Consider the following 20,103-nt stretch of genomic DNA (forward strand, 5'->3'; position numbering starts at 1 on the left):
CCACCAGCCTTGCCGGTATCGTCTTATTCGGGACGCGCGGTGTAGAAGATGTTGGTCAGGTTGGCGTTGGCGTCGTAGTGCACGCCATTGCGAACGCCCCAGACACCGAACTCGTGGTAGAGTGGCACATAGCCATCGTCCTTGTAGACTTCAGCCACCGCCGCACGGATCAGTTCCTCCCGCTTGGTGTCGTCCAACGTCGATTGTGCGTCTTCAAGCGCCTTGTCGGTGACCTCGCTGGAATATCGTCCGCGGTTCGCTCCACCCCAACCGCGGTCGGGATTTCGGGTGCCGGCAAGATTGATCATCTGGCTCAGGCCTTCGCCTGTGTCGGCTGCAGCACCTGCCAGATAGAGGCTGTATTCGTATGCGCTCGCCTTGGTGAAGTAGATGCTGAAAGGGAAGGTCTCCAGCGTTACATTCAGCCCGACCTGCGAGAGCATGGCAGTTACGGCCTGGGCGACCTGAGCGCCGTTGACATAACGGTCGCTCGGCGCGTTCAGCGTCAACGAAAAGCCGTTCGGATAGCCGGCCTCGGCCAGCAGTCGCCTGGCCTCCTGCGGGTCATAGGGATAGGCCTGCAGGTCCGGATTGTGCCCGAAAACGCCCTCGACGATGATCTGGCTCGCCGGCTGTGCCATGCCACCCATCACGGTTTCGGCGATCTGCTCGCGGTTGATGGCGAGGTTGAGCGCCCTGCGCACGCGCGGATCGAGGAAGGGGTTCTTTCCATCCGTACCGGAAACCTTCGGCGTCTTTTCCTGTCCCTGGTCGGGCAACAGGAAGATCAAAAGCGTCGAAGGCATGGACGACAGATGATACTTGCCAGACGACTGGATGCTGTCGATACTATTGATCGGGACGGCGTTGATGACATCCACCGAGCCGCCGAGCAGAGCGGCGATGCGGGCGCTGTTGTCCGGAAGCGATTTGACCAGCACCGAATCGTAAGCGGGTGGCGCGCCGTAATAACGATCGTTGCGCTCCAGTTCGATCTCAACGTCGGGCGCGAACTTCTTGACGCGGTAGTGGCCGATGCCAGGCAATACCTTTCCGCTATTGAAGTCGGCCGTCTCTAGCCAATTATCGTTGCCGCAGGTCTTGTCGTCATAGGCCAGCGTAGCGCCGGTCGGATTCTGGACGATGCCGATATTGCTCAAGCTGCGCAGTAGGTTCGGATCGGGTTTCTTGGTGTCGATCTCGATCCTGCCCTCACCGGCATCCTTGATATCGGCAATGGTGGCGATGAAGCTGCTGAAGAGGCCGGGACTATTCGGCACATTGCGCACCCGGCAGATCGAATAGATTACGTCATCGGCTCCGAGCGCATTTCCGTCTTGGAATTTCGCCTCCGGCTCTAGCATGATGACCCATTTGGTCTCGCCCTGGATTTCCCACGATTTCGCAAGACGCGGCTCGACGCTGCCGTTGACGCCATTGGCGTAGACGAGTGCATCCGAGATGTTCTCGCGAAGATCGAAATTGTAGCCGGCTCGGTGGAAATGCGGATCGACAGAGGTCGCGAGTGCGGCAAGGCCCACGCGCAACTGTTCGGCCGCAGCCGGAGACGGCGCAAGCGATGTCGCGGCTGCGAGCGCCACGCCGAAAGATGCTAGTGACAGGCTTTTCATGGTCCTCCTCCCATTCATTTCGTGAGGGAACGGTAACGTGGGCCGGCTGCAGGAAAAATCGAATTTTTTTCCTATCGATTGAGTTTTTCTCAACTGAACACTAGAGTAGACGGGAGGAGAACAGATGCAAAAATCGCGCAGAGGACTGCCACCAATGACCTCGCTTCCGGTATTCGAGGCGGTGGGGCGGCATATGAGTATTGCCAAGGCAGCGGGCGAACTCTGCCTCACGGCGGGCGCCGTCAGTCGCCAGATCCGAAACCTGGAAGCTTTTCTCGGCTGCCATCTCTTCGAGCGAACGAACCGAAAGATTGCGTTTACCCCTGTTGGCGAAGTTTATTGGGGCAGAATCCAGGCTTCGCTCGGCGAGATACGCGCCGTTACCAGCGACCTATCCGTTGGCGTCAACCGGCGACCGCTCGTCATCGGCAGCCCTCGCGTCTTTTTGCAAAAATGCATTATGCCGGTGCTGGGGACGCTTTATGCGCGCCACCCGGACATTGTCGTGAAATTCGTGACAGGCGGGCATGACAGCGAAGGAGCGGACGGGACGATTTATGTAGGCGAGGCTGTCGGCAGGAAAGGTTTTGTGTGTGAGGTTCTGGCCGATGCGGATCTCACTCCGGTCTGTAGTCCTGGCTATCTTCGGCGCGCGCCGCCCCTTGATACACCGGACGATCTCGAACGGCATGTCCTGCTGCGTTCCGCCGAATTCACCCGCAACTGGGAACGCTGGCTGGGACCACGCGTCGCGAGAACATTCGCGAATGCCCGTTTCATCGATCTGGAGAGCTCGGGCCTCGAATTGACTGCAGCCGTGGAGGGCCTCGGCATCGCGATCGTTCGACAAAGGCTGGTCAGGCAGGAATTGGCGGAAGGTCAGCTTGTCGCGCTATTTGCGGACCACATGGTGCGCGAGCATTATGTATTCATGTTCGCCGAACCGAAGCTGCGATCGGACAGTTTCCGTTTCCTCCGGAAATGGCTGAACGATGCTGTAGCTCAATGATCCGGGCCGCATCTGGAAAGCTCGCCGACTTTTGCCGGCGAGCCCACGAAGCTGCTCGCCCATGTGTGATCGGCGGCAGCGACGTATTGGGATGAGAGTGTGAAAGCGATGCGATAGGTCAAGCGTTGAGGCTCAAAGCGCAATCCGCGTCTGGCGGGAGCGCAATTCGGCCGCAAGCGCTATTGGGTCAGCGAAGCTCGCAGACGTGCGGTAGACTCTTTCGAAGGCTTTGCATCAACGGGAACAATATCGACGATCTCCGAGAGCATGAACTCCTTCTGAGCGCCGCAAATGGTAGCATAGACAACACGGTCTATTATTTTCAGATTTTCGGACACGAATGTCCGTTGGTCGCCGTTATCGAGCACCGATACAACATACATGTTGATCCCCATAGAGGTTAGGCGCGGAGGTCATTTCGCGCGAGATCAACTGTTAGCGAGCGATGGTTAATGCGCCATTAAACGGCCTGTCGTCGGCAACTTCGTTGCCTTCATGAGGCTGGGCGCTCTCCAGTCATGAAGCATATAGCTGACCGGAGCGCTTTGCCGCGAAAGGCTCCAAGACCCCTTCGGCAGCGGTGCCGGAAAGGCTTGGACATTCTCCAGAACCCGTGGATCCGCCGACGATGGCGCCTCGATTTCCTGCACGACGAGGACGGCACCCTGTCTCCAATCCTCTCGTCATTGGTCGCAAAGCTCATCCTGGCATGGCAATTTTCGAAGATGGGATTGTTCGCGCTGTAGGCGTTCTCGATCTGATTCAAGGACCGGGCGATCAGGAGGACGATGGCGGGTTGGCCCCAGAGAACGCGTGTAGCTGACAAGGTGGAACTCCTTTCCAGCGTGCCTCGGCGAAAGCCATCGTAAAATAGTTACAGGTTGCGGAACCGACCAATACCGGTACGGGCCATTACTGAATGGTCGGCAATTGCTTCAGGGGATTGGCGAGTGGCACGCCCAGTGGCTCGAAATGACGCTCATTAGCCGTCAGAACCGTGAGACCATGCGCGGCGGCGGTTGCGGCAATGGCGATGTCCTCGAAACCGGGATCATGAGCTCGCGCCCGATCGAGCATCAGGCCCGCATGTCTGGCCTCCTCGACGCCGAACGGTAGAATACGACCGGCATAGAAATGTTCGACGGCGGCAAGCCAGCGGCGCAGGTTTGTCGCCTTCGTCGTCGCCTCGATCCTGACGGCGCGGGCAATGCCCGCCTCGATCTCGGCGATGGTGATGGCCGAAAGATACAGCCTGTCACTATTCGCACGCACCCACGCCGCGAACGCCTCGACACCGACATGGCGCTTGGTCGGCGCATCGGCCGACACAATATTGGTGTCCAGAAGATACAAGATCAGAGACCGTTTTCGCGCAATGCGCGGGCGGGCTTCCCCGATCGTCCGGGAATATCCTCCGGCTCACCGGGAAAGGCTAAAAGCAGATCGGCAAAGTCCGGCACCTTGGAAACTCGTTCCCACTCCTCGAAGGAAACCAGCACGGCTTCCTTGCGACCATGACGGGTGATAACGGTCGGCTCGCCGGCCACGGCTCGATCGACCACGGCGGAAAGCGTAGCCTTCGCGTCCTTGAGCTGGATTTCCTTCATGGCAATCCTCCATATGACCACCAATAGTCATATACGATTCCGCCGGTTTGAATCAAGCGAAAGGCTGGAACATTTCATTCACAGCCAAACCCGCGCTTTCGTCCAAAGCTCCAGTCAACACCGCCATCGGCGCGAGCCACACCGGATATGGGCTGGCCGATGTGCTTCTCGACGGAAGGCGCCCACGGCCCGAGGCTGAAGCCGAGGCCGTCGTCGACCATCGCGAAGCGGCCGGATGCAAGGGTGAAGCGCCGGTTGTAGGTGCCGGCAACATACTCCCCGCCGGCGGATTGGCGGTACGGCATGTTCATTTCATTGGAGAGCTTTTCGCCGAGCGCGTCGAGTTCACATTGCCTGAGCGTACCAAGCAGGTTGCGGGCGAAGACGACCCGCTTGCCCTCGCGCCGTGCCAGGCCTTCTTCGACCAGATGTTCGGTTCTGGCTTCCATCGCTTGGCTCACTTCCAACCCGAAGCCCACGCCGAAATCGATCGGATCGCGAGCGACAAGCTGGCGATCGAGCCATGTGGCACCGTCGGCTGTTGTCTGCACCTCAATGGAAAGATCGGAGCGGACGGCCAGCGCTACGCGGTGCTCGCCTCTCGCATCCTCTAAGGATTGCAGCGAGTGCGTTATGCCGGAACTGGTTGCGGGGGGCTCGCAACACCCAGTTCCTGCGATTCGTCGAGCGGACAGTTCCCAGATTAGCCTGGCCGATCAAAAGAACAGCAATCTCGCGACACGAACAGCAATCCCGCAAGGTCATGGGTTTTCGTCCTCGCATAAAACGTCTGCGAGCAATGCCTCGAACAAGGAGATAGCCATGATCGGAAATTCTTTCCCAGATCCTTCCAACGCAAAAGAACATCTTTTTGCAGAATCGCTGCCACTTCGCCGCAGTGTGCTGATTGCCGGCCTTTCCGCCTCGGTACTGGCGGCCATGCCCACCGGCGCTGCAGCCAAAACCACCACCACCAAAGGCAGCCAGGCCAGTAAGGAAAGCCGTGAGATGAACCATGTAACCACCACCGACGGCGTTGAGATTTTCTACAAGGACTGGGGTCCGAAAAATGCCCAGCCGCTCGTCTTCCATCACGGCTGGCCGCTCTCAGCCGACGACTGGGATGCACAGATGCTCTTCTTCCTTGGCAAGGGATATCGGGTGATCGCCCATGACCGTCGTGGACACGGACGTTCGAGCCAGGTCAGCGACGGTCACGATATGGATCATTATGCTGCTGATTTCGCCGCAGTCGCCAAGCATCTCGACCTCCGCAACGCCATCCATATCGGGCACTCGACTGGCGGCGGCGAGGCGACACATTATGTTGCCAGGCACGGGCAGCCGAACGGGCGCGTGGCCAAGTTGGTGCTGATTGGTGCCGTGCCGCCGATCATGGTCAAGACGAACGACAATCCCAGCGGCCTGCCGCTTGAAGTCTTAGAGCCTGACTCGAAAAGAGCTCAATAGACATAATACCTTGCGAGCCTCCGGGTGAGAATGCGGATGTGGGCGATGAGCATCCAGGTTTCAGCGGAGGCGATTGATTTCTCCCAGTCTTTGGTCAGTCGCCTGCATCTACCAAGCCAGGCGAATGTGCGCTCCACGACCCAGCGACGCGGCAGCACTTCGAAGCCCTTTGCCTTGTCTGTTCGCTTGACGATCTGGAGCGTGAACTTCGCGACCTTCTGCAATGCTGCCCGCAGTTTCGGACCGGCATAACCGCCGTCAGCAAAGATGTGCCTGAGCCACGGCCAGCGTCTGAGGATGGTTTTAAGGACTGCAGCCGCACCGTCGCGGTCTTGAATGTCTGCGCCGTGAACGACGAGCCCCACCATCAAGCCGAGCGTGTCGACGACAATATGACGCTTGCGACCTTTGGTCTTCTTGCCCGCGTCATAGCCCGCAATCCCGCCACTTTCGGTCGTTTTGACGCTCTGACTGTCGATCACGCCCGCCGTTGGCGAGGCTTCCTTTCCCTCCAGCTCGCGCGTCTCCATAACGAGATGATGGTTGATCCGCAGCCACAAGCCAGTCGCCCGCCACTCGTAGAAGTAACCCTGCACGGTTGAATAGGGTGGAAAATCCTTCGGCAGCATCCGCCATTGGCATCCGGTCGATGCGATGTAAAGCAGTGCGTTCAAAACTTCACGCAATTCCGTCTTGCGCGGTCGACCGAGCCTGCGTGGCGTCGGCATAAAGGGAGCGATCAGCAGCCATTCCCTGTCCGTCAGATCACTTGCATAACGCACCGTCCGTCGGCCATATTGGCGGCGGGTGAAATCAGTCCAGCCCATTGCGGTCTCCATCGAATCCTAAGCAAATCCGAAGGAATCACAACTGGCTGATTTCACTCAACTCTTCTCTATTCGGCGTGTTCAGGTCAAGCGCTTCGAGCCTTTCCATGTGCCCGGCATCGACGTCTTTCGCAGGTCCTTGCTTCTCTACGGGATCGGCGCTTTGCCCTCCCAGCATAGGATCAGGAGAATGAGGCAGTCCTATCTTTTTTAGCGTCCTGACCGACATCGAGTCATCGAGTGCGGTCGGCACGGAGTTGAGTACGAACTTACCTCATCCATCGTCCTGCGAAGGACGCTTGTCCGCCGGGGCGGAACTTTCTGTCTCTCTCCTTCCTGGCCGTCCGGATCAGATGGTCGGGGCCGTAGCTTCCCGCGTCCAGCGGAACCCAGCGCCATCCAGCCACATGCGATGCATGATGACTGCAAGGCGACGCGCAAGTGCGACAATGGCTTTGCGCATCCCGCGCCGCTTCGCGACGTTCATTGCCCAGGCTCTCAACCATGACCATTTCGTCACGCGCGTCAGCAGCGTCTGTGCGGCCTCATAGAGCAGCGTTCTCATCATGCCGTCCCCACACAGGGAGATGCGGCCCACACGCTTGCTTTCACCGGACTCGTTGAGCTTCGGCGTCAGCCCGAGGATGGGACCCACTGCCTTGGAGCTTCTGAAACGCTGCGGAATGTCGATGGTTGCGGTATAGGCCAGCGCCGTGACGGCACCGACACCGGGGATCGTCATCAAGCGCTTGCAGGTCGCATCCTCCTCGGCGGACGCCAGCACCTTCTTGTGCAGACGAGCAAATTCGGCGCGCAGCTTGTTCCGGGCAGAAAGCAGTGGCCCGATGAGGTCTTCCAGGTCGGGCATGCCTTCGACGAGCTCTCGAATGCGCTCGTCGAACTTCACCGTTCCCACAACACCAACCTTGAGGCCGAAGTTGCGCAGAAGGCCGCGGATGTCATTCTCGATGGCTATCGCCTTGCCTTGCAGGAGCTTGCGGGCCGTCAAGAGCGCCCGCCGCTTCTGGCTCGTCAGCGTTTTCACATGCACCGGACGATACAGGTTGACCCGCATCATCTGCGCGATTCCACGCGCGTCGTTACGATCAGTCTTGTTCGGCTGGGCCTTCAGGAACGCCTTCACATGGCGCGTCTCGATGCAGATGACCGGCAATCCTGCGCTTGCAAGCCCCTCGAAAAGCCACTGCGACAAGGGCCCAGCCTCGAGCCCGACCCGTTCGATGTTCCAGCTCGGATCCTTCACGACCGCGAGCAAATCGTCGGGGTGGCTGTGAACCTTCACCTCCCGGCAGATTTTGCCCGTTTCGTCGACAATGCAAACGGCGGTCTCTTTCACCGAGACATCGAGGCCGATAAAGTGCTTCATGCTGCGCTTCCTTTCCTGATGCTTGTGGCTGTCGCGACAGACCACGTTCTATCATCAGCTCGAAGCGCAGCACCTTCCCGCATCACCGTCCGAGGTGGGGCGCAAGCCGAATATCCTATCTTTTTCGGTCAGGCTCTTAGATGGCTTGCGCGCCCAGCTTGCCGCGCACCGGGCGCAGTTCTATTACGATCTCGCAAGCGGCCCCTTCTATGGTTTCAATCGGGAGGGCGCCAAGACGGTCGACACTGTCGTCCAGAATTGGTGGCGCCAGTCGATGATGGGCGGCGCGAACGCGCAATATCTCGGTATCAAGGCGTTTTCTGAAACCGATTTCACCGAAGACCTGAAGATGATCACGGTGCCGACATTTGTCATGCATGGCGACGACGATCAGATCGTACCGATCGCAGACTCTGCGCCACTTTCGGCAAAGCTCCTGAAGAATTCCACTCTCAAGGTCTATCCGGGCCTGCCGCATGGCATGTGCACAACGCATGCCGAGATCATTAACGCCGACCTGCTCGCGTTCATCCAGAGCTAGGTCGGTCGGGAAGCGGCGCCATCCGCCGCCGGCGCCGCTTCCCTATCCGTCATCACTTTCGCCCCTCCGAAGATCGGCCTCACAAACACATCGATCGGCATCTGATCTAAAGCTGGAACGGCACTCCATCCGCGATAGAGCGATATCGCAATCGTTGATTGCCGGCTGGCATTTCGATCGGAAAAGCTATCCTTAGGCATAGGACATCGCGCCGATTTGCGAAAGCCACCAACGCCTCTTGTGCTGGGCGCCCATTCTTTGGGTCAGGTTTTGGCAGTCCAGCGAACAATGTCGCCAATAGCGGTTGAATTCTATTCTCCTTCCTAGTTCTCGACGACGAGCCCGCAGGAAGGAATCGAGCATGGCTTCCTTTGATATCAAGTCACCGAACCCGGCCGTGACATTCACGAAGCGTTTGGAAGCAGGCGTGACGCCCTACCACGAAATGCAGCGCGTGTTGCGTACCGCACCAGTGGAATCCCTATGCATCGACGACCCTTTCGATACCCGGCTCACGCGCTGGAAGCACGGTCCCATTCATGAAATCGTGCAGCCCATGTCGGACCACGTGCTCATGACCTATCTCGGTACGATGCAGCGTTTGGAGCGGCGGTCTGGAAGGGAATATTCGACGGGCATGGGGCGCCGCGGCAGCATCACCTTCATCCCAGCAGGCTCCAGTTCGCGATGGGACATCCACGGACCGATGGACATTGTGCAGCTTTATCTGTCGCCGGAGCTTCTCGACAGTGTCGCGCGCGAAGGCTCCCGCTCTGCGAGGCCTCTGGTCGAGAGCACAGCGCAACCGGACAATGTCATGGCAACCTTGCTTGAGATGACGCATAAGTCATCGAGCGATCCGGCCTATCTGGCAGGACTCTATCGGAAGCAATTAGCAAGTCTGATTGCCATCCACCTCGTCAAGACCCATAGTGGTGTCGCCCAAACCGCTGAAAAAGCCTCGGGCGGCCTCTCCCCGGCCATTCTCCGCATGTCGCTGGAGCGGTTGTCCTCAGAAAACGAGGAGGATTTTTCACTCGGCGCGCTTGCCGAGGCTGCCAATCTTTCGCGCTTCCACTTCTGCAGGGCCTTCAAGAAAAGCACGGGGCTCACGCCACATGAATGGCTGCGCCAGCGACGGATGGAACAGGCGATGGCGATGCTGCGCAACCCGGCGCTGCAGATAACCAACATCGCCGGAACGCTTGGTTATGCAACGCTCACCGCCTTTTGCGTGGCGTTCAAGCGCCACACCGGATCGACGCCCGGGGATTGGCGCCGGGCCACCCTTTAAAACAAGACCGGGCAGAAACCACTGCAGCCGGCTCATCGGAAGCCGGCTGCAGTGCGTTGTACGGAGGAGAGGTGCAACACGCCCCTTTGTGTCAATATTCACGGTGCGGAAGGAACCCTTTGACGGTGGCAAGGTCTGGCCAGGGCAAGACCGTTTCCCCCGACACTTTCCAGTCGCCGTTTATCCGTCGCATGCGCAACTCGTAGAAAGCCGGCGACGCACGATCGCTCATGCGACGATAGAGAACTGCCGTCGCCTCATCGCCCTGTTGCTCGATGTGCAATATCCTTTTCTCGGTCGAAAGCGGCTTTTCACCTCCATCGCGCCGGGCACGGAATTCGGCAAACATTTCCGCCTTGGAAAACCGCGCGATTGTGCCGTCGGGGGTGAGGACCAGAAAGCCCAGGTCTTCGGTGTACAAATCCTCCATCTCTTCCATTCGATAATTGCTGCCGGCTTCTGCCAGCCGATCGATGAATGCGGCAATTTCGGAATTATGCTGCTCGTTCATAACTTTGCTCCTTCAAGCCAGGGTCATGCCGCCATCGACATGCAGTTCGATGCCGTTCACGAAGCTTCCTGCATCGGACGCGAGAAACAGCGCCGCGCGAGCCAGTTCCTCCGGCCGCCCCATGCGGCCGGCGGGAATGAGAGACGCCATCTGACCTTCAAATGCCGGGCGATCGGCTTCCGAAACCCCAAGCTTGCCGAGGATTGCGGTTTCGACCGGTCCGGGGCTCAGGACGTTCACGCGGATCTTCCGTGGTTTGAACTCGATGGCCCAGCTCCTTGCGAAGGCGGCAACCGCGGCTTTCGAGCCGGAATAGACGGCATGGTCCGGCAGAACCTTCGTTGCGGCCAGCGAACTGGTAATGATGATGTTGCCGCCATCGCGAAGAAGCGGAGCCATCGCCTGTACGCCGAAGAAGACGCCGCGGGTATTCGTTGCGAAGTGACGGTCGTAATCCTCAAGGGTGACGCTGCCGGAAGCTTTAAGGTTGATGACGCCGGCATTGGCCATATAGATGTCAAACTCGCCGAAGCGGCGCTTCACCAGGTCCGCGAGTTTTTGGTGATGCTCCAGATCGGCGACGTCGCCGGCGATGCCGATGGCGCCGTGGCCGATTTCGCCGGCCACGTGCTCGACAATATCCCGGCGTCGGCCGGTAATGATGACCTGCGCCCCTTCCTCTGCGAAGAGCTGCGCGGTTGCCTTGCCGATACCGCTATTGCCGCCGGTAATCACGGCAACCTTGTTTTTGAGATGCTGCATTTGTTTATCTCCTGCTTTTCATCGCAGATGAGATAAATGCTGACAGCGCATGCCATTAGACCACGATCAGGCACATGATCTGTGCCACGGAGACGCGAATGCCAAACCTGCTGGACGAAACGCCGGGATTGATGGCGTTTGTGCGGACCGTTGAAGCCGGATCGTTCACCGCGGCAGCGCGCGACCTTGGCACGACGCCATCGGCAGTTTCGAAAAGCGTGGCGCGGCTGGAGAGGAAAATTGGCTCGCGGCTCTTCCTGCGCACCACCCGAGCGCTGACCCTGACCCAGGATGGGCAGATGTTTTTCGAGCGCGTCGCGCCGCTTTTGCGGGAAATCGATGCGAGTGACGATGCCATCCGGCTCCAAACTGCTCCATCCGGCAGGCTGCGGATCAGCATGCCTGGCGAGCTTGCGCAGCTGTTGCTTCCGAGCCTGTTTGGCACATTTGCGAAGAGCTATCCGGATCTCCAGCTCGATGTCAGGCTGACCGACCGCTTCGTCGATCTGGTCCGGGAGGATTATGACGTCGCCTTGCGCGCCGGAATCCCGACACAGGAGGATCTGATCGTCCGCCGCCTGGCGGATCTGCCGATGGCCATTGTCGCCTCCCCCGCCTTTCTCGATACGTGGGGCAGCCCGAAATCCATCGAGGAACTGGCTGGGCTGCCCTTTGCCCGTTACGTGATGGACGGCGTGGTACAGTCAGTCCGCTTCGCCGATGGTACCGACTTCATTCCAAGGGGAAGGGTCGATTGCGATACGGGAATGGCCTTGATTCAAGCCGCGCGCAGCGGACTTGGCGCCGCTTACCTGCTTCGATGCCTTGTGACGAACGATTTGCTGGCCGGTACGCTTGTCGAACTTGCACCGGATTTCGCGCTTCCCACGTTGCCCTTCAGCGCCCTGCATGCCTTCGGGCGGACTGTACCGGCGCGCGTAAGGCTATTTTGCGACTTCATGGCCGGCGAAGCCAAAACCCTCGCCGGCTTGTAGCTTCGGGGTCAGATAGTTCAGAAATGACTTGAGAATGCCCCCGGCGAACAACGATGGCTATTCAACTCGGGATTCTCCACCTATCCAAAGGTTCAGGTCGTCTGGCGGAACCTTTAGCCGTGTTGCGGGCACATTGACCCCGCCGGATGCCGCCGTCACTCGTCGAAGGGGGCGGCCGCGACGAGATCGACGGACGACGGGACGCGATAACCCGGGACGAGGCGCTCACCGAAATCCCTGACGAAATTGTCGTAGGTGGTTTCCGGCTGCGTTTTCGCGATATGGCAGAAACACGCGGTCATTTTCTGCTTCATTCCGAGCCGCGGGAATTCAGCGACAATCGCCTGTACTTCGGATGACGGAATGACGCTGTATTTTAGGCCTACGACATCAAAACAGATGCCGGTCGTGCAGAGCATAACCTCCGCCTCCTTGTAGAGCCCGATCGAAGGCGTGGAATTGAGTGCTACACTGTCCCAAATTAGTTGGGCGCGGCGCTTGTCCAATCCGGCCTTCTTTGCAAAATCCCGTGCCATATCCGCGGCCTCCACCTCAAACCGACGAGGACCTGCAAATCTCTCGTTAAGAGTGATGTCGTGCAGCAACACGCCGAGGGCAAGGACTTCCCCATCATGGGCGATGTCCTGAAGCTCAGCAATCCTGACCGCGAATAGCCAGGACCGGAACACGTGGTTGAACAGGTAGGTTTCGTATGTTTCGCGAGCATAGTCGATCGCTAAATCGACAAGCGGCGTTTTGGGAACTGAAATGCCGGCAAATAGGCGTGTCTCTGTCGTGGTCATGTCGTATCCCTCTGACGATTGGGGCGGGTAGACTTGGCGATCCCGGCGGACCGGGATCGCGCGCGGTGCCTCATCGGCACGTCGGCTATTTTGCGGTCAATAATCCCAGAAAACCGGCACCCAACGGAAAGCGTCGCCATCAACGCCAACATGCCCAACCGAGGGGAACGGCATGTGGGTGGCTACCAGCAACTCGCCGGTCGTCGCCAATTCCTTCAAAAGCCGGACTCGAACGCGGGCAGCCTCCTCGGGATCGTGTTCGAAGCCGTTGAACCAGTCAGGGTGTTCGAAACCGACCGCGAACACGGCGTCGCCGGCAAACATCAGCCGGTCGTTGCCGGATACCACGCGGACCACGCTGTGCCCTGGCGTATGGCCGCCCGTGCGGGAGACGACGACGCCTGGAGCAACCTCATACTCCTCGTCAAACAGCCGCAGTTGGTTATGGTATTCCTTGGCAAATCGTTTGGCGGCGGCGCGAAGGGCATCCGGGAAGCCCGGAGGCATGTTTACATGCGTGAAATCGGGCGCTTCCCAGAATTTGACTTCGGCGGAAGCGACGTGAATCCGCAGATCCGGGCGCAGCCGTTCCTTAACGCCATCGACGAGCAGCCCGCCAACGTGATCCATATGCATGTGGGTCAACACGATGTCGGTCACCGACGCGAGATCGATTCCGGCGCTCTCCAGCCGCTTGACCAGCTGCCCTGCCCGCGGCAGGTTTAGTTCTGGATCCAGTCCCAGCCCGGCGTCGATGAGGATGGTCTGCGCGCCGCTGCGCACCACGACAGCGTTCAGTGCCCAATCGAAAGCGTCCACCGGCAGGAACATATTTTCCAACCAGACGGCGCGTTCTGCTGCGTCGACATTGTGCCCCAACATCTTGGTCGGAAGGGGCAGTACGCCATCGCTGATCACCAACACCTCGATCTCGCCGATTTTCACCGCGTAGCGCGATGGAACCAGTTCTTCGGTTGTCGGCTGACCGGGACGTGAGATGTTTTCCATACTCACATCTGTCTTTTGCTGACCCATCATATGGGGATTTGCTTCTACCTGCGTCATGATGTGCTCCTGTTCTGCGGGGGTGGAACGTGCGAGGCACGGACCATGCGGCAGAGTGTATTGGGGCGCGTTTTGGCGGTCGATTGGGCCGAGGAAGAGGGAGAGCTAGCCCCAAGAACAGGGTAGGTGCCCCATTCGTTTACGAGAGCGAGGATTGAGTCATGGCTACTCTGCTATGGGGACGGAGACGCTTGATATTTTGAGGGTGGGCGCTGGCCGCGCGGTGATCGCCGTTGATCAACGCAAGCGCTCCAAGCCGATGCTTGCGCCTGTCAAACCGGCTATTTCTACCAAAAAAAAGCGTAATGTCGGGACCGAGAAAGTGACGTAAACGCGGGTCGGGCTCAGCCTTTCCGGTCGCCCAGCGCGTCGCGAACGGCCGCAAGCAGAGCATGCCCGTCAAAGGGTTTTCGCAGAAAACCGCCAATCCCTCGGGCTCGGTCCTGATCCGCTATCTCATGCCGCCCGGTGATCAGGAATACGGGAAGTTGCGGGTTCTCCCGCCTGGCAAGGTCGCGGAGTTCGAACCCGTCGGCACCGGGCATGCCGATATCGGTGATCAACACATCCACTCCCTTAAGACCGGAGGAAAGCAGCGCCTCCCCCGAGGTGAAGCTGCAGGCAGTGAACCCCGCCGATTCAAGGAGTTCCACCAGTGAGGCAAGCACGTCCGGATCGTCGTCGACAATCGCTACAACAGGCTTGTGCATACTGTCCCCTTCCGGCCCGGCGATCGCGTCATGGCATCTTCGCCACGTCGAGCGGCAGGGTAAAAACGAATTTCGCGCCGCGAGGTTCGTGCTTTTCCGCCCATAACTGCCCGCCATGCGATTCGACGATCGAGCGGGAGATCGCGAGCCCCATGCCCATTCCTTCATCCTTGGTGGTGAAGAAGGGCTCGAAAATCTTGTCGGGGAACTGGATGCCCCACCCCCGGTCCCTGACCTCGATGCGGACCACATCGTCCGCCCGGAAGGCACGGATCTGGAGGACACGGTCGTTCGAAACGGAGGCCATCGCGTCCATACCGTTGCGCATCAGATTGACCATTACCTGCTGGATCTGCACCCGGTCGAACGGGACTAGCCGGAGGCCGCTCTCGCCCTCGATATCCATCCGGATGCGCCGCCGACCCGCCTCTTCGGCAAGCAAGTCACGCGCCTCTCTTACGACGGCGCCGAGCTCGATGCTGTCCCGCTTATCCGTCGATTGCTTGAAGAGAGCGCGAATGCGGCTGACGACATCAGCGGCGGAATTGGCGCTGTGGACGATGCGTTCCAACGTCTTCTGAGCGCGTTCGATATTCGGCGGCTCGGCGGTGAGCCAGCGCTGGCAGGCGCTGGAATAGTTCATCACCGCCGAAAGAGGCTGGTTTACCTCATGCGCAATAGACGCCGACAACTCCGCAAGGCTGGCCGCCTGACTGGAGCGGGCGAGATTTTCCTGGGCGCGGCTAAGCTCCTCCTGCGCACGCACCTGATCCTCTATATCCAGGCAAATGCCGTTCCATTGCACAATCTCGCCGTCGCCATTGCGCATGGCCGAAGCACGGGTCTCAACCCAGCGGTACACGCCGTCGAAGCGCCGCAGTCGGTGTCGCAGCAAATAGGGCTCGCCAGTCGCCAGCGAATGGGCATACCGTTCCTTGACGACGGCCAGGTCATCAGGATGGATCACGGCGTCGAGCGTGCCGTCCAATCGGGATTTTCCCAGACCATCCGTGTCTTCGAGATTGAAGCCGAGATATTGGCGAAGACGCTGGCTGCGATAGATCGGCTTGCCATTCGGAAGAGCGCAATAAATCAGCGCAGGCAGCGTTTCGACCAGCTGCTGGAGGTGCTGCTCGCTTTCGCGCAGCGCCTCCTGGGTGGTTATGAGGTCATGGATGTCGGAGCTCAGGCCGTACCATTGGACGATGGTGCCTGCCTCATCACGTGACGGTTCCGCCCGCGTTTCTGTCCAGCGATAGCTGCCTCCGGCCCGTTGCTGGCGGTAGCGCTGAATGTATGGGGCACCTGCCCTGACCGAATGCAGGAAGGCTTCCCGCGCCGCCACCCTATCATCGGGATGCACAACGCCGAGCGAAGGCGAGCCATCCGGTGCCGTCATGTCTTCAAGCGTAGCCCCGGTCACCTCCGTGAAGCGCTTGTTCACAAAGGCCGGTGTTCCGTCCGCCATCGTGCTCCAGATCAGCGCCGGCACGGTATCTATAAGCTGCTGCAGTTGCCGTTCGCGTTCACGAAGCGCCGCCTCGGTTCTCTTATACACGTCGATGTCCAATGCTGTTCCAAACCATCCGGTGATACGTCCTTGCTCGTCGCGCGTCGGGCGGGCCGCTGCCCGGTGCCAGACATAGGCGCCGTTGGCGCGCAGCACCCTGTATTCAACATTCCAGTGCTCGCCCGTCTTGAGCGCGCGGCGCAACGTTTCTCCCGCTCTTTCGCTATCGTCGGGATGCGTGCCGCGCTGCCAGCCCTGCCGCCCACCTTCAAGAAAAGGCTTTCCGTCCAGGAGAACGTTGAGGTCCTCGAGCGTCATCGCGATCGAGGTCTGCGCCGTTGGGGTCGCATAGGTAAACTGCCCGGTTGTGTCGATTGCCCAAGCGCCGCCATAGAGTTTTTCGATGGCGAGAGCTGCCTGAACCGCATCTCCCGTTTCACCGAAAGAGCTTGCCATCGTCCACGGCTCGTCCTGCCGCGCGACCGCCGGATCGACATCGACGCTGATGCTATAGTCCGGCTCGACCCGGAACTCGACCCAGCGATAACTGCCGTCGGACTGCAGTTGACGATAGCTGCTGATCTGAGGGATGCCGTGAAAGAAGGCTCGTGCCGCCGCCTGCTCGACGGTGGACCTGTCATGCGGATGGACCGCGTCCATCGACTGAAGCGCATCATGGGCCGATCGATCGGCGAGCCGATCATCGATGTCTTTGGCTCGGTATTCGCCGATCCGGGACGGAAGGGCCATGTCGATGACCGTGCCGTACCATCCGGTGATCGTGCCAGCCGCGTCGCGTATCGGCTGCCCTGTGCTGCGGGCCCAGCCATAGCTTCCGGTCGCACGCAGCATCCGGTGTTCTACGTTGTAATGCTCGCCCGTCTGCAAGCACCGACGCCAGGCGGCAGCGGCGGCGTCATAATCTTCCGGATGGATGACACGCCTCCAGCCGAACGTGTTCTCGTCAGGCTGTGTATTGAGGCTTTCCAGGCTGGTGCCGAAAAAAGCGAGTGCTGCCGGCGTCACGTAGATAAAATTGCCATCGGCATCGGTTGCCCAGGCATTGCCGGTGACCCGCTCGACGACCTTCGCCGCTTGCACGGCATCGATATCTGGGGACCAGGCCGATCCACCACCATCTACCCCCGACGTTCCGGCGAACCTCGACATGCCTCAACCCAATCCCGTTGCATTTGAGATCGCCGTGGTGCCTTAAACCGGGACCGCACCACGGCCCTCTGGCGAGAACGGTATATGGGAGCTTGCGACAAAAACACCTGTTCCGAAGGATAGGACGAAGATTTGATGCATGAATTCACGCACCCACTCTGCGGAATCGCCGGTACAAGGGGCTGGCAAGGCTTTTCCGAGTTGATTCTTCGCTCACTATCGGCTGCAGGATTGATCGCCGCATACGCAAAGTGGCCGGTATCTAGGTGCTGAAGATTGTCCGGATCGACTTCAGGAAAGCGGAGGCGTTCCGCTCGTGTTTTGCCGCTGTAAGCGGCAGCTGGCTGATGTCGCTCGAGTATGCGGACAGCATTGCCGCGATTTCCTCGATTATCGCCGGACGGTCGGCGATTAGGCGGGCAAAGCTTTCCTGGTCGATCTCATAGGCGGTGACCGCGGTCAGCGCCTGCAGTGTATAAGCCTCGCCCATTCCCGCGAGAAGCCCGATTTCGCCAAAGAAATCTCCCGACGAGAGGCGCCACTTTTCTTGCTCGTCGTGCTGCATCGATACGACGCCGGTGCGGATAATCATCATCGGGGGCAGCGCCTGCCCCCTGGAGATGATGACGTCACCCTTTTGAAATTCGCGCGTTACTCCCGACTGGGCCAATTTTTCTTTTTCGGGCCGCGTCAGGCCAGAGAAGATCGGGTTTTCATCGATAACCTCCTGCAGCATCGCTTCAGGCGTCCGCGCGCCTTCCTCAACCGGAATTCCGTTCACGATAGCGATCGCCGACGGAGGCATCGCCAGCTGCAATCCGGTGGATCGACAATGGCGATAGAAGCGGTCGATCACCTCGCTGCGAGCCTTCATTCTCAGCATCGGATTGCTCACCCGGAAAAACAGATGGATTTCCAGTGAGGTGGCATCCAGATTGCTGAGCGCGACCACCGGCGGCGGCTCCTGTATGATCGAGTTACAGCTGGCCAGGACTGTCAACATGGCCTTCTCGACAACGGAGGGAGCGTGTGCCGGCACCACCCGCACCGTCATCTTGAGAAGATGCGTTTCGTCAGGCCGGCTGACATTCGTAAGCTTCAGCTTGGCAAGGACGCTGTTGGGCAAGACGACGATGTTGTTGGCGCCGGTCAGGATTTGCGTCGACCGCCAGGTACTCGCGATGACGCGTCCCTCCGTGCCGTCCTCAAGGAGGATCCAGTCGCCCAGCGCATAGGTATGCCCGAGATTGAGGGCGACGCCGGAAAAGACGTCGCCCAACGTATTCTGGAGAGCAAGGCCAATCGCGATAGCGATAACACCAGACGTTGCAATCAACGTTCCGACCGGTGCGCCGAAAACGAAAGCCAGGGCGGCGAGCGTGACGCAGATATAGACGACGCCGACGACGATGTCCTGCAGCAGGCGAGCCTCGCGCGGCCTTCCCTCCAGGACCAAATAGATTCGCACGAAGCCGATGACGGCCCAGGAAAGATGGAGCCACCACAACGACTGGGCGAAGACAACAAAAGCGGCATGCTCGTCGCCAATCCGCAGACCGTCCGATTGACCGAGCGGAATATCCTCCAGAACGAGGACGAAGGTCATGGCCGTGAAAAAGATGATCTGCACCACGAGCCGCAGATTGGAGCGCAACGGGCCGATGAGCTTCCACACCGCCATTCCGGTTAGGCCGAGAATGATCAGCCAGACCAGCGGCGCGCCGGCGATTTCACCCAGATGCGCGTTTAGCATGGTGTTCGTTCCGTATCGATGTGCGGCAGTCAGTAGCCGATGCCGGCGATGTAGTTCGCCAGCATGTGTTCCTGCAGCTGTTCCTGCTCGAAAAGCACTTTCAGGGCGTCGCGGATATCGAGAACGCCGAGCGGTTTTGCATCCGCACTAAGTACCGGCATGTTCTGGATGCGGTTTTCAACCATAACCTGCCATGCTGCCTGCAATTCGTCCGCCGGACTGCAGGAAATGACGTTGCGGCTCATCAGCGCCTCGACGCTGGCCTTTGCCTCACGATCCGTCAGATGGCGAATAAGATCGGATTTGCTGAGCACCCCCGCAGCCTTGCCGTTTTCCTCGCTGACGACGACAAGTCCGATCCCGGGATTGGAGAGCGTCAGCGCGGCGACCTGCAGCGTGGCAGCGACATCGATCACCATCAGGCGCGTCGACGTCATGGGATAGAGTTTTTCGATACGCATGGGATCCTCCTGACGGCACTCGCTGGCACAGCAGGGTATTTCGGTGTTGGTTGTAATCGGAGCTGGAATGGCGCCGGCTGCGGGCGCCATTCAGTCATTGATGTCACGCGAGCGCTGGGCGCCCGGGTCGAGGTTATTTTTCGTAAGTCGTCAGATTGGTTTCGTTCGTATCGACCACGAACACGGCCAGTAGGCGAGCACGTTCGGTCTTGCTTGCATTTTCGCTGACGGCGTGATGGTCGCCGGGGAATTCCGAAAAGCTCTCGCCGGCATGGTAGACGGTCACCGGCCCGCCATTGACCTGGCTGGCGATCGCCCCTTCCAGAACCGTCGCATAAATGAACGCGGACTTGGGATGGGTATGAGCGGGCGAAGTGCCGCCGGGCGCATATTCGACGAGCACGCCCTTCATGCTCTTGCCCGGCACGGTCGGCAGCGGTTGGTCGTAGACCAGCGTCACCTTTTCGTCGCTGTCGTCATCGGCCGTGACCGCAGCCGCGGAGGCAAATACGAGAGCCATAGCGCAGAGAAATGTCCTGATCATCTTTCGTCTCCTTGTTGAGCAGGGGCCTGCCGGCCCGAGGGACCGGCAAGGCG

19 protein-coding genes and 3 pseudogenes are annotated in these 20,103 nt (G+C 59.5%); 6 read left to right on the forward strand and 16 right to left on the reverse strand.

Annotated elements, in window-relative coordinates; all coding sequences use genetic code 11:
• Positions 1 to 23: 23 nt before the first annotated feature.
• Positions 24 to 1,631: an ABC transporter substrate-binding protein gene (locus QEO92_RS13780; RefSeq protein WP_227703444.1), complete on the reverse strand. Its 1,608-nt coding sequence runs from the start codon at positions 1,629 to 1,631 to the stop codon at positions 24 to 26.
• Between the two features lie 154 nt (positions 1,632 to 1,785).
• Here QEO92_RS13780 and QEO92_RS13785 point away from each other — a divergent pair, with 154 nt between their 5' ends.
• A complete protein-coding gene (locus QEO92_RS13785) occupies positions 1,786 to 2,640 on the forward strand; it encodes a LysR substrate-binding domain-containing protein (protein ID WP_037148352.1) in 855 nt (284 codons plus the stop codon).
• 912 nt (positions 2,641 to 3,552) lie between these two features.
• Here QEO92_RS13785 and QEO92_RS13790 read toward each other — a convergent pair.
• The 3 genes and pseudogenes from QEO92_RS13790 to QEO92_RS13800 all read right to left on the reverse strand — a co-directional run.
• On the reverse strand, positions 3,553 to 3,993 hold the full coding sequence (locus QEO92_RS13790) for a type II toxin-antitoxin system VapC family toxin (RefSeq protein WP_037148356.1): 441 nt from the start codon (positions 3,991 to 3,993) through the stop codon (positions 3,553 to 3,555).
• Between the two features lie 2 nt (positions 3,994 to 3,995).
• A complete protein-coding gene (locus QEO92_RS13795) occupies positions 3,996 to 4,247 on the reverse strand; it encodes a type II toxin-antitoxin system Phd/YefM family antitoxin (RefSeq protein WP_037148358.1) in 252 nt (83 codons plus the stop codon).
• 74 nt (positions 4,248 to 4,321) lie between these two features.
• A pseudogene (locus tag QEO92_RS13800) lies at positions 4,322 to 4,870 on the reverse strand (DUF3363 domain-containing protein); the annotation flags it as partial.
• Between the two features lie 385 nt (positions 4,871 to 5,255).
• On the opposite strand from QEO92_RS13800, the pseudogene QEO92_RS13805 reads away from it, so the two are divergent.
• Positions 5,256 to 5,693 (forward strand): annotated as a pseudogene (locus tag QEO92_RS13805) (alpha/beta fold hydrolase); the annotation flags it as partial.
• Positions 5,694 to 5,710: 17 nt separating this feature from the next.
• Here the strand turns inward: QEO92_RS13805 and QEO92_RS13810 are convergent.
• The 3 genes from QEO92_RS13810 to QEO92_RS13820 all read right to left on the reverse strand — a co-directional run bounded on the left by QEO92_RS13810 (position 5,711) and on the right by QEO92_RS13820 (position 7,931).
• The gene (locus tag QEO92_RS13810) at positions 5,711 to 6,544 is read right to left on the reverse strand and encodes an IS5 family transposase (protein WP_210058921.1); all 834 of its coding nucleotides are present in this window, start codon (positions 6,542 to 6,544) and stop codon (positions 5,711 to 5,713) included.
• A 37-nt stretch (positions 6,545 to 6,581) separates the two neighbouring features.
• The gene (locus QEO92_RS13815; RefSeq protein WP_227701876.1) at positions 6,582 to 6,773 is read right to left on the reverse strand and encodes a hypothetical protein; all 192 of its coding nucleotides are present in this window, start codon (positions 6,771 to 6,773) and stop codon (positions 6,582 to 6,584) included.
• Positions 6,774 to 6,893: 120 nt separating this feature from the next.
• Entirely contained in the window at positions 6,894 to 7,931 is a 1,038-nt protein-coding gene (locus QEO92_RS13820; RefSeq protein ID WP_210058920.1) for an IS110 family RNA-guided transposase, read from the reverse strand.
• A 139-nt stretch (positions 7,932 to 8,070) separates the two neighbouring features.
• Between QEO92_RS13820 and QEO92_RS13825 the strand changes: the two are divergent.
• Positions 8,071 to 8,472: pseudogene (locus tag QEO92_RS13825) on the forward strand (alpha/beta fold hydrolase); the annotation flags it as partial.
• A 361-nt stretch (positions 8,473 to 8,833) separates the two neighbouring features.
• Positions 8,834 to 9,766 (forward strand): AraC family transcriptional regulator, encoded by a 933-nt coding sequence (locus QEO92_RS13830; RefSeq protein WP_280107516.1) that lies wholly within the window; start codon positions 8,834 to 8,836, stop codon positions 9,764 to 9,766.
• A gap of 91 nt (positions 9,767 to 9,857) precedes the next feature.
• Here the strand turns inward: QEO92_RS13830 and QEO92_RS13835 are convergent, their stop codons facing one another.
• Together QEO92_RS13835 and QEO92_RS13840 are read right to left on the reverse strand one after the other, a co-directional pair.
• A complete protein-coding gene (locus QEO92_RS13835) occupies positions 9,858 to 10,277 on the reverse strand; it encodes a nuclear transport factor 2 family protein (RefSeq protein WP_227703446.1) in 420 nt (139 codons plus the stop codon).
• A 12-nt stretch (positions 10,278 to 10,289) separates the two neighbouring features.
• Positions 10,290 to 11,039 (reverse strand): SDR family NAD(P)-dependent oxidoreductase, encoded by a 750-nt coding sequence (locus QEO92_RS13840; RefSeq protein ID WP_227703447.1) that lies wholly within the window; start codon positions 11,037 to 11,039, stop codon positions 10,290 to 10,292.
• Positions 11,040 to 11,137: 98 nt separating this feature from the next.
• On the opposite strand from QEO92_RS13840, the gene QEO92_RS13845 reads away from it, so the two are divergent.
• Entirely contained in the window at positions 11,138 to 12,034 is an 897-nt protein-coding gene (locus tag QEO92_RS13845) for a LysR family transcriptional regulator (RefSeq protein ID WP_227703448.1), read from the forward strand.
• Between the two features lie 155 nt (positions 12,035 to 12,189).
• Here QEO92_RS13845 and QEO92_RS13850 read toward each other — a convergent pair whose 3' ends face one another.
• Both QEO92_RS13850 and QEO92_RS13855 read right to left on the reverse strand, forming a co-directional pair.
• Positions 12,190 to 12,837 (reverse strand): HD domain-containing protein, encoded by a 648-nt coding sequence (locus QEO92_RS13850; protein ID WP_037148365.1) that lies wholly within the window; start codon positions 12,835 to 12,837, stop codon positions 12,190 to 12,192.
• 96 nt (positions 12,838 to 12,933) lie between these two features.
• Positions 12,934 to 13,872, reverse strand: coding sequence for an MBL fold metallo-hydrolase (locus QEO92_RS13855; protein WP_407722091.1), 939 nt, complete (start codon positions 13,870 to 13,872; stop codon positions 12,934 to 12,936).
• Between the two features lie 184 nt (positions 13,873 to 14,056).
• Here QEO92_RS13855 and QEO92_RS13860 point away from each other — a divergent pair, with 184 nt between their 5' ends.
• Positions 14,057 to 14,233, forward strand: coding sequence for a hypothetical protein (locus tag QEO92_RS13860; protein WP_227703449.1), 177 nt, complete (start codon positions 14,057 to 14,059; stop codon positions 14,231 to 14,233).
• 13 nt (positions 14,234 to 14,246) lie between these two features.
• Here QEO92_RS13860 and QEO92_RS13865 read toward each other — a convergent pair whose 3' ends face one another.
• The 5 genes from QEO92_RS13865 to QEO92_RS13885 all read right to left on the reverse strand — a co-directional run bounded on the left by QEO92_RS13865 (position 14,247) and on the right by QEO92_RS13885 (position 20,050).
• Complete coding sequence (locus QEO92_RS13865) at positions 14,247 to 14,612, reverse strand: response regulator transcription factor (RefSeq protein WP_227703450.1); 366 nt, start codon at positions 14,610 to 14,612, stop codon at positions 14,247 to 14,249.
• 28 nt (positions 14,613 to 14,640) lie between these two features.
• Positions 14,641 to 17,292 carry a PAS domain-containing protein gene (locus QEO92_RS13870; RefSeq protein WP_227703451.1) on the reverse strand — a complete coding sequence of 884 codons (2,652 nt, stop codon included), beginning with the start codon at positions 17,290 to 17,292 and terminating at the stop codon, positions 14,641 to 14,643.
• 262 nt (positions 17,293 to 17,554) lie between these two features.
• Entirely contained in the window at positions 17,555 to 19,045 is a 1,491-nt protein-coding gene (locus QEO92_RS13875) for a mechanosensitive ion channel family protein (RefSeq protein ID WP_227703452.1), read from the reverse strand.
• Between the two features lie 29 nt (positions 19,046 to 19,074).
• On the reverse strand, positions 19,075 to 19,506 hold the full coding sequence (locus tag QEO92_RS13880) for a CBS domain-containing protein (RefSeq protein ID WP_227703453.1): 432 nt from the start codon (positions 19,504 to 19,506) through the stop codon (positions 19,075 to 19,077).
• A 133-nt stretch (positions 19,507 to 19,639) separates the two neighbouring features.
• Positions 19,640 to 20,050, reverse strand: a complete 411-nt coding sequence (locus tag QEO92_RS13885) for a cupin domain-containing protein (RefSeq protein WP_227703454.1) — start codon at positions 20,048 to 20,050, stop codon at positions 19,640 to 19,642.
• Between the last annotated feature and the right edge of the window lie 53 nt (positions 20,051 to 20,103).

The organism is Neorhizobium petrolearium, assembly GCF_029854435.1.
Classification (GTDB): domain Bacteria; phylum Pseudomonadota; class Alphaproteobacteria; order Rhizobiales; family Rhizobiaceae; genus Neorhizobium; species Neorhizobium petrolearium.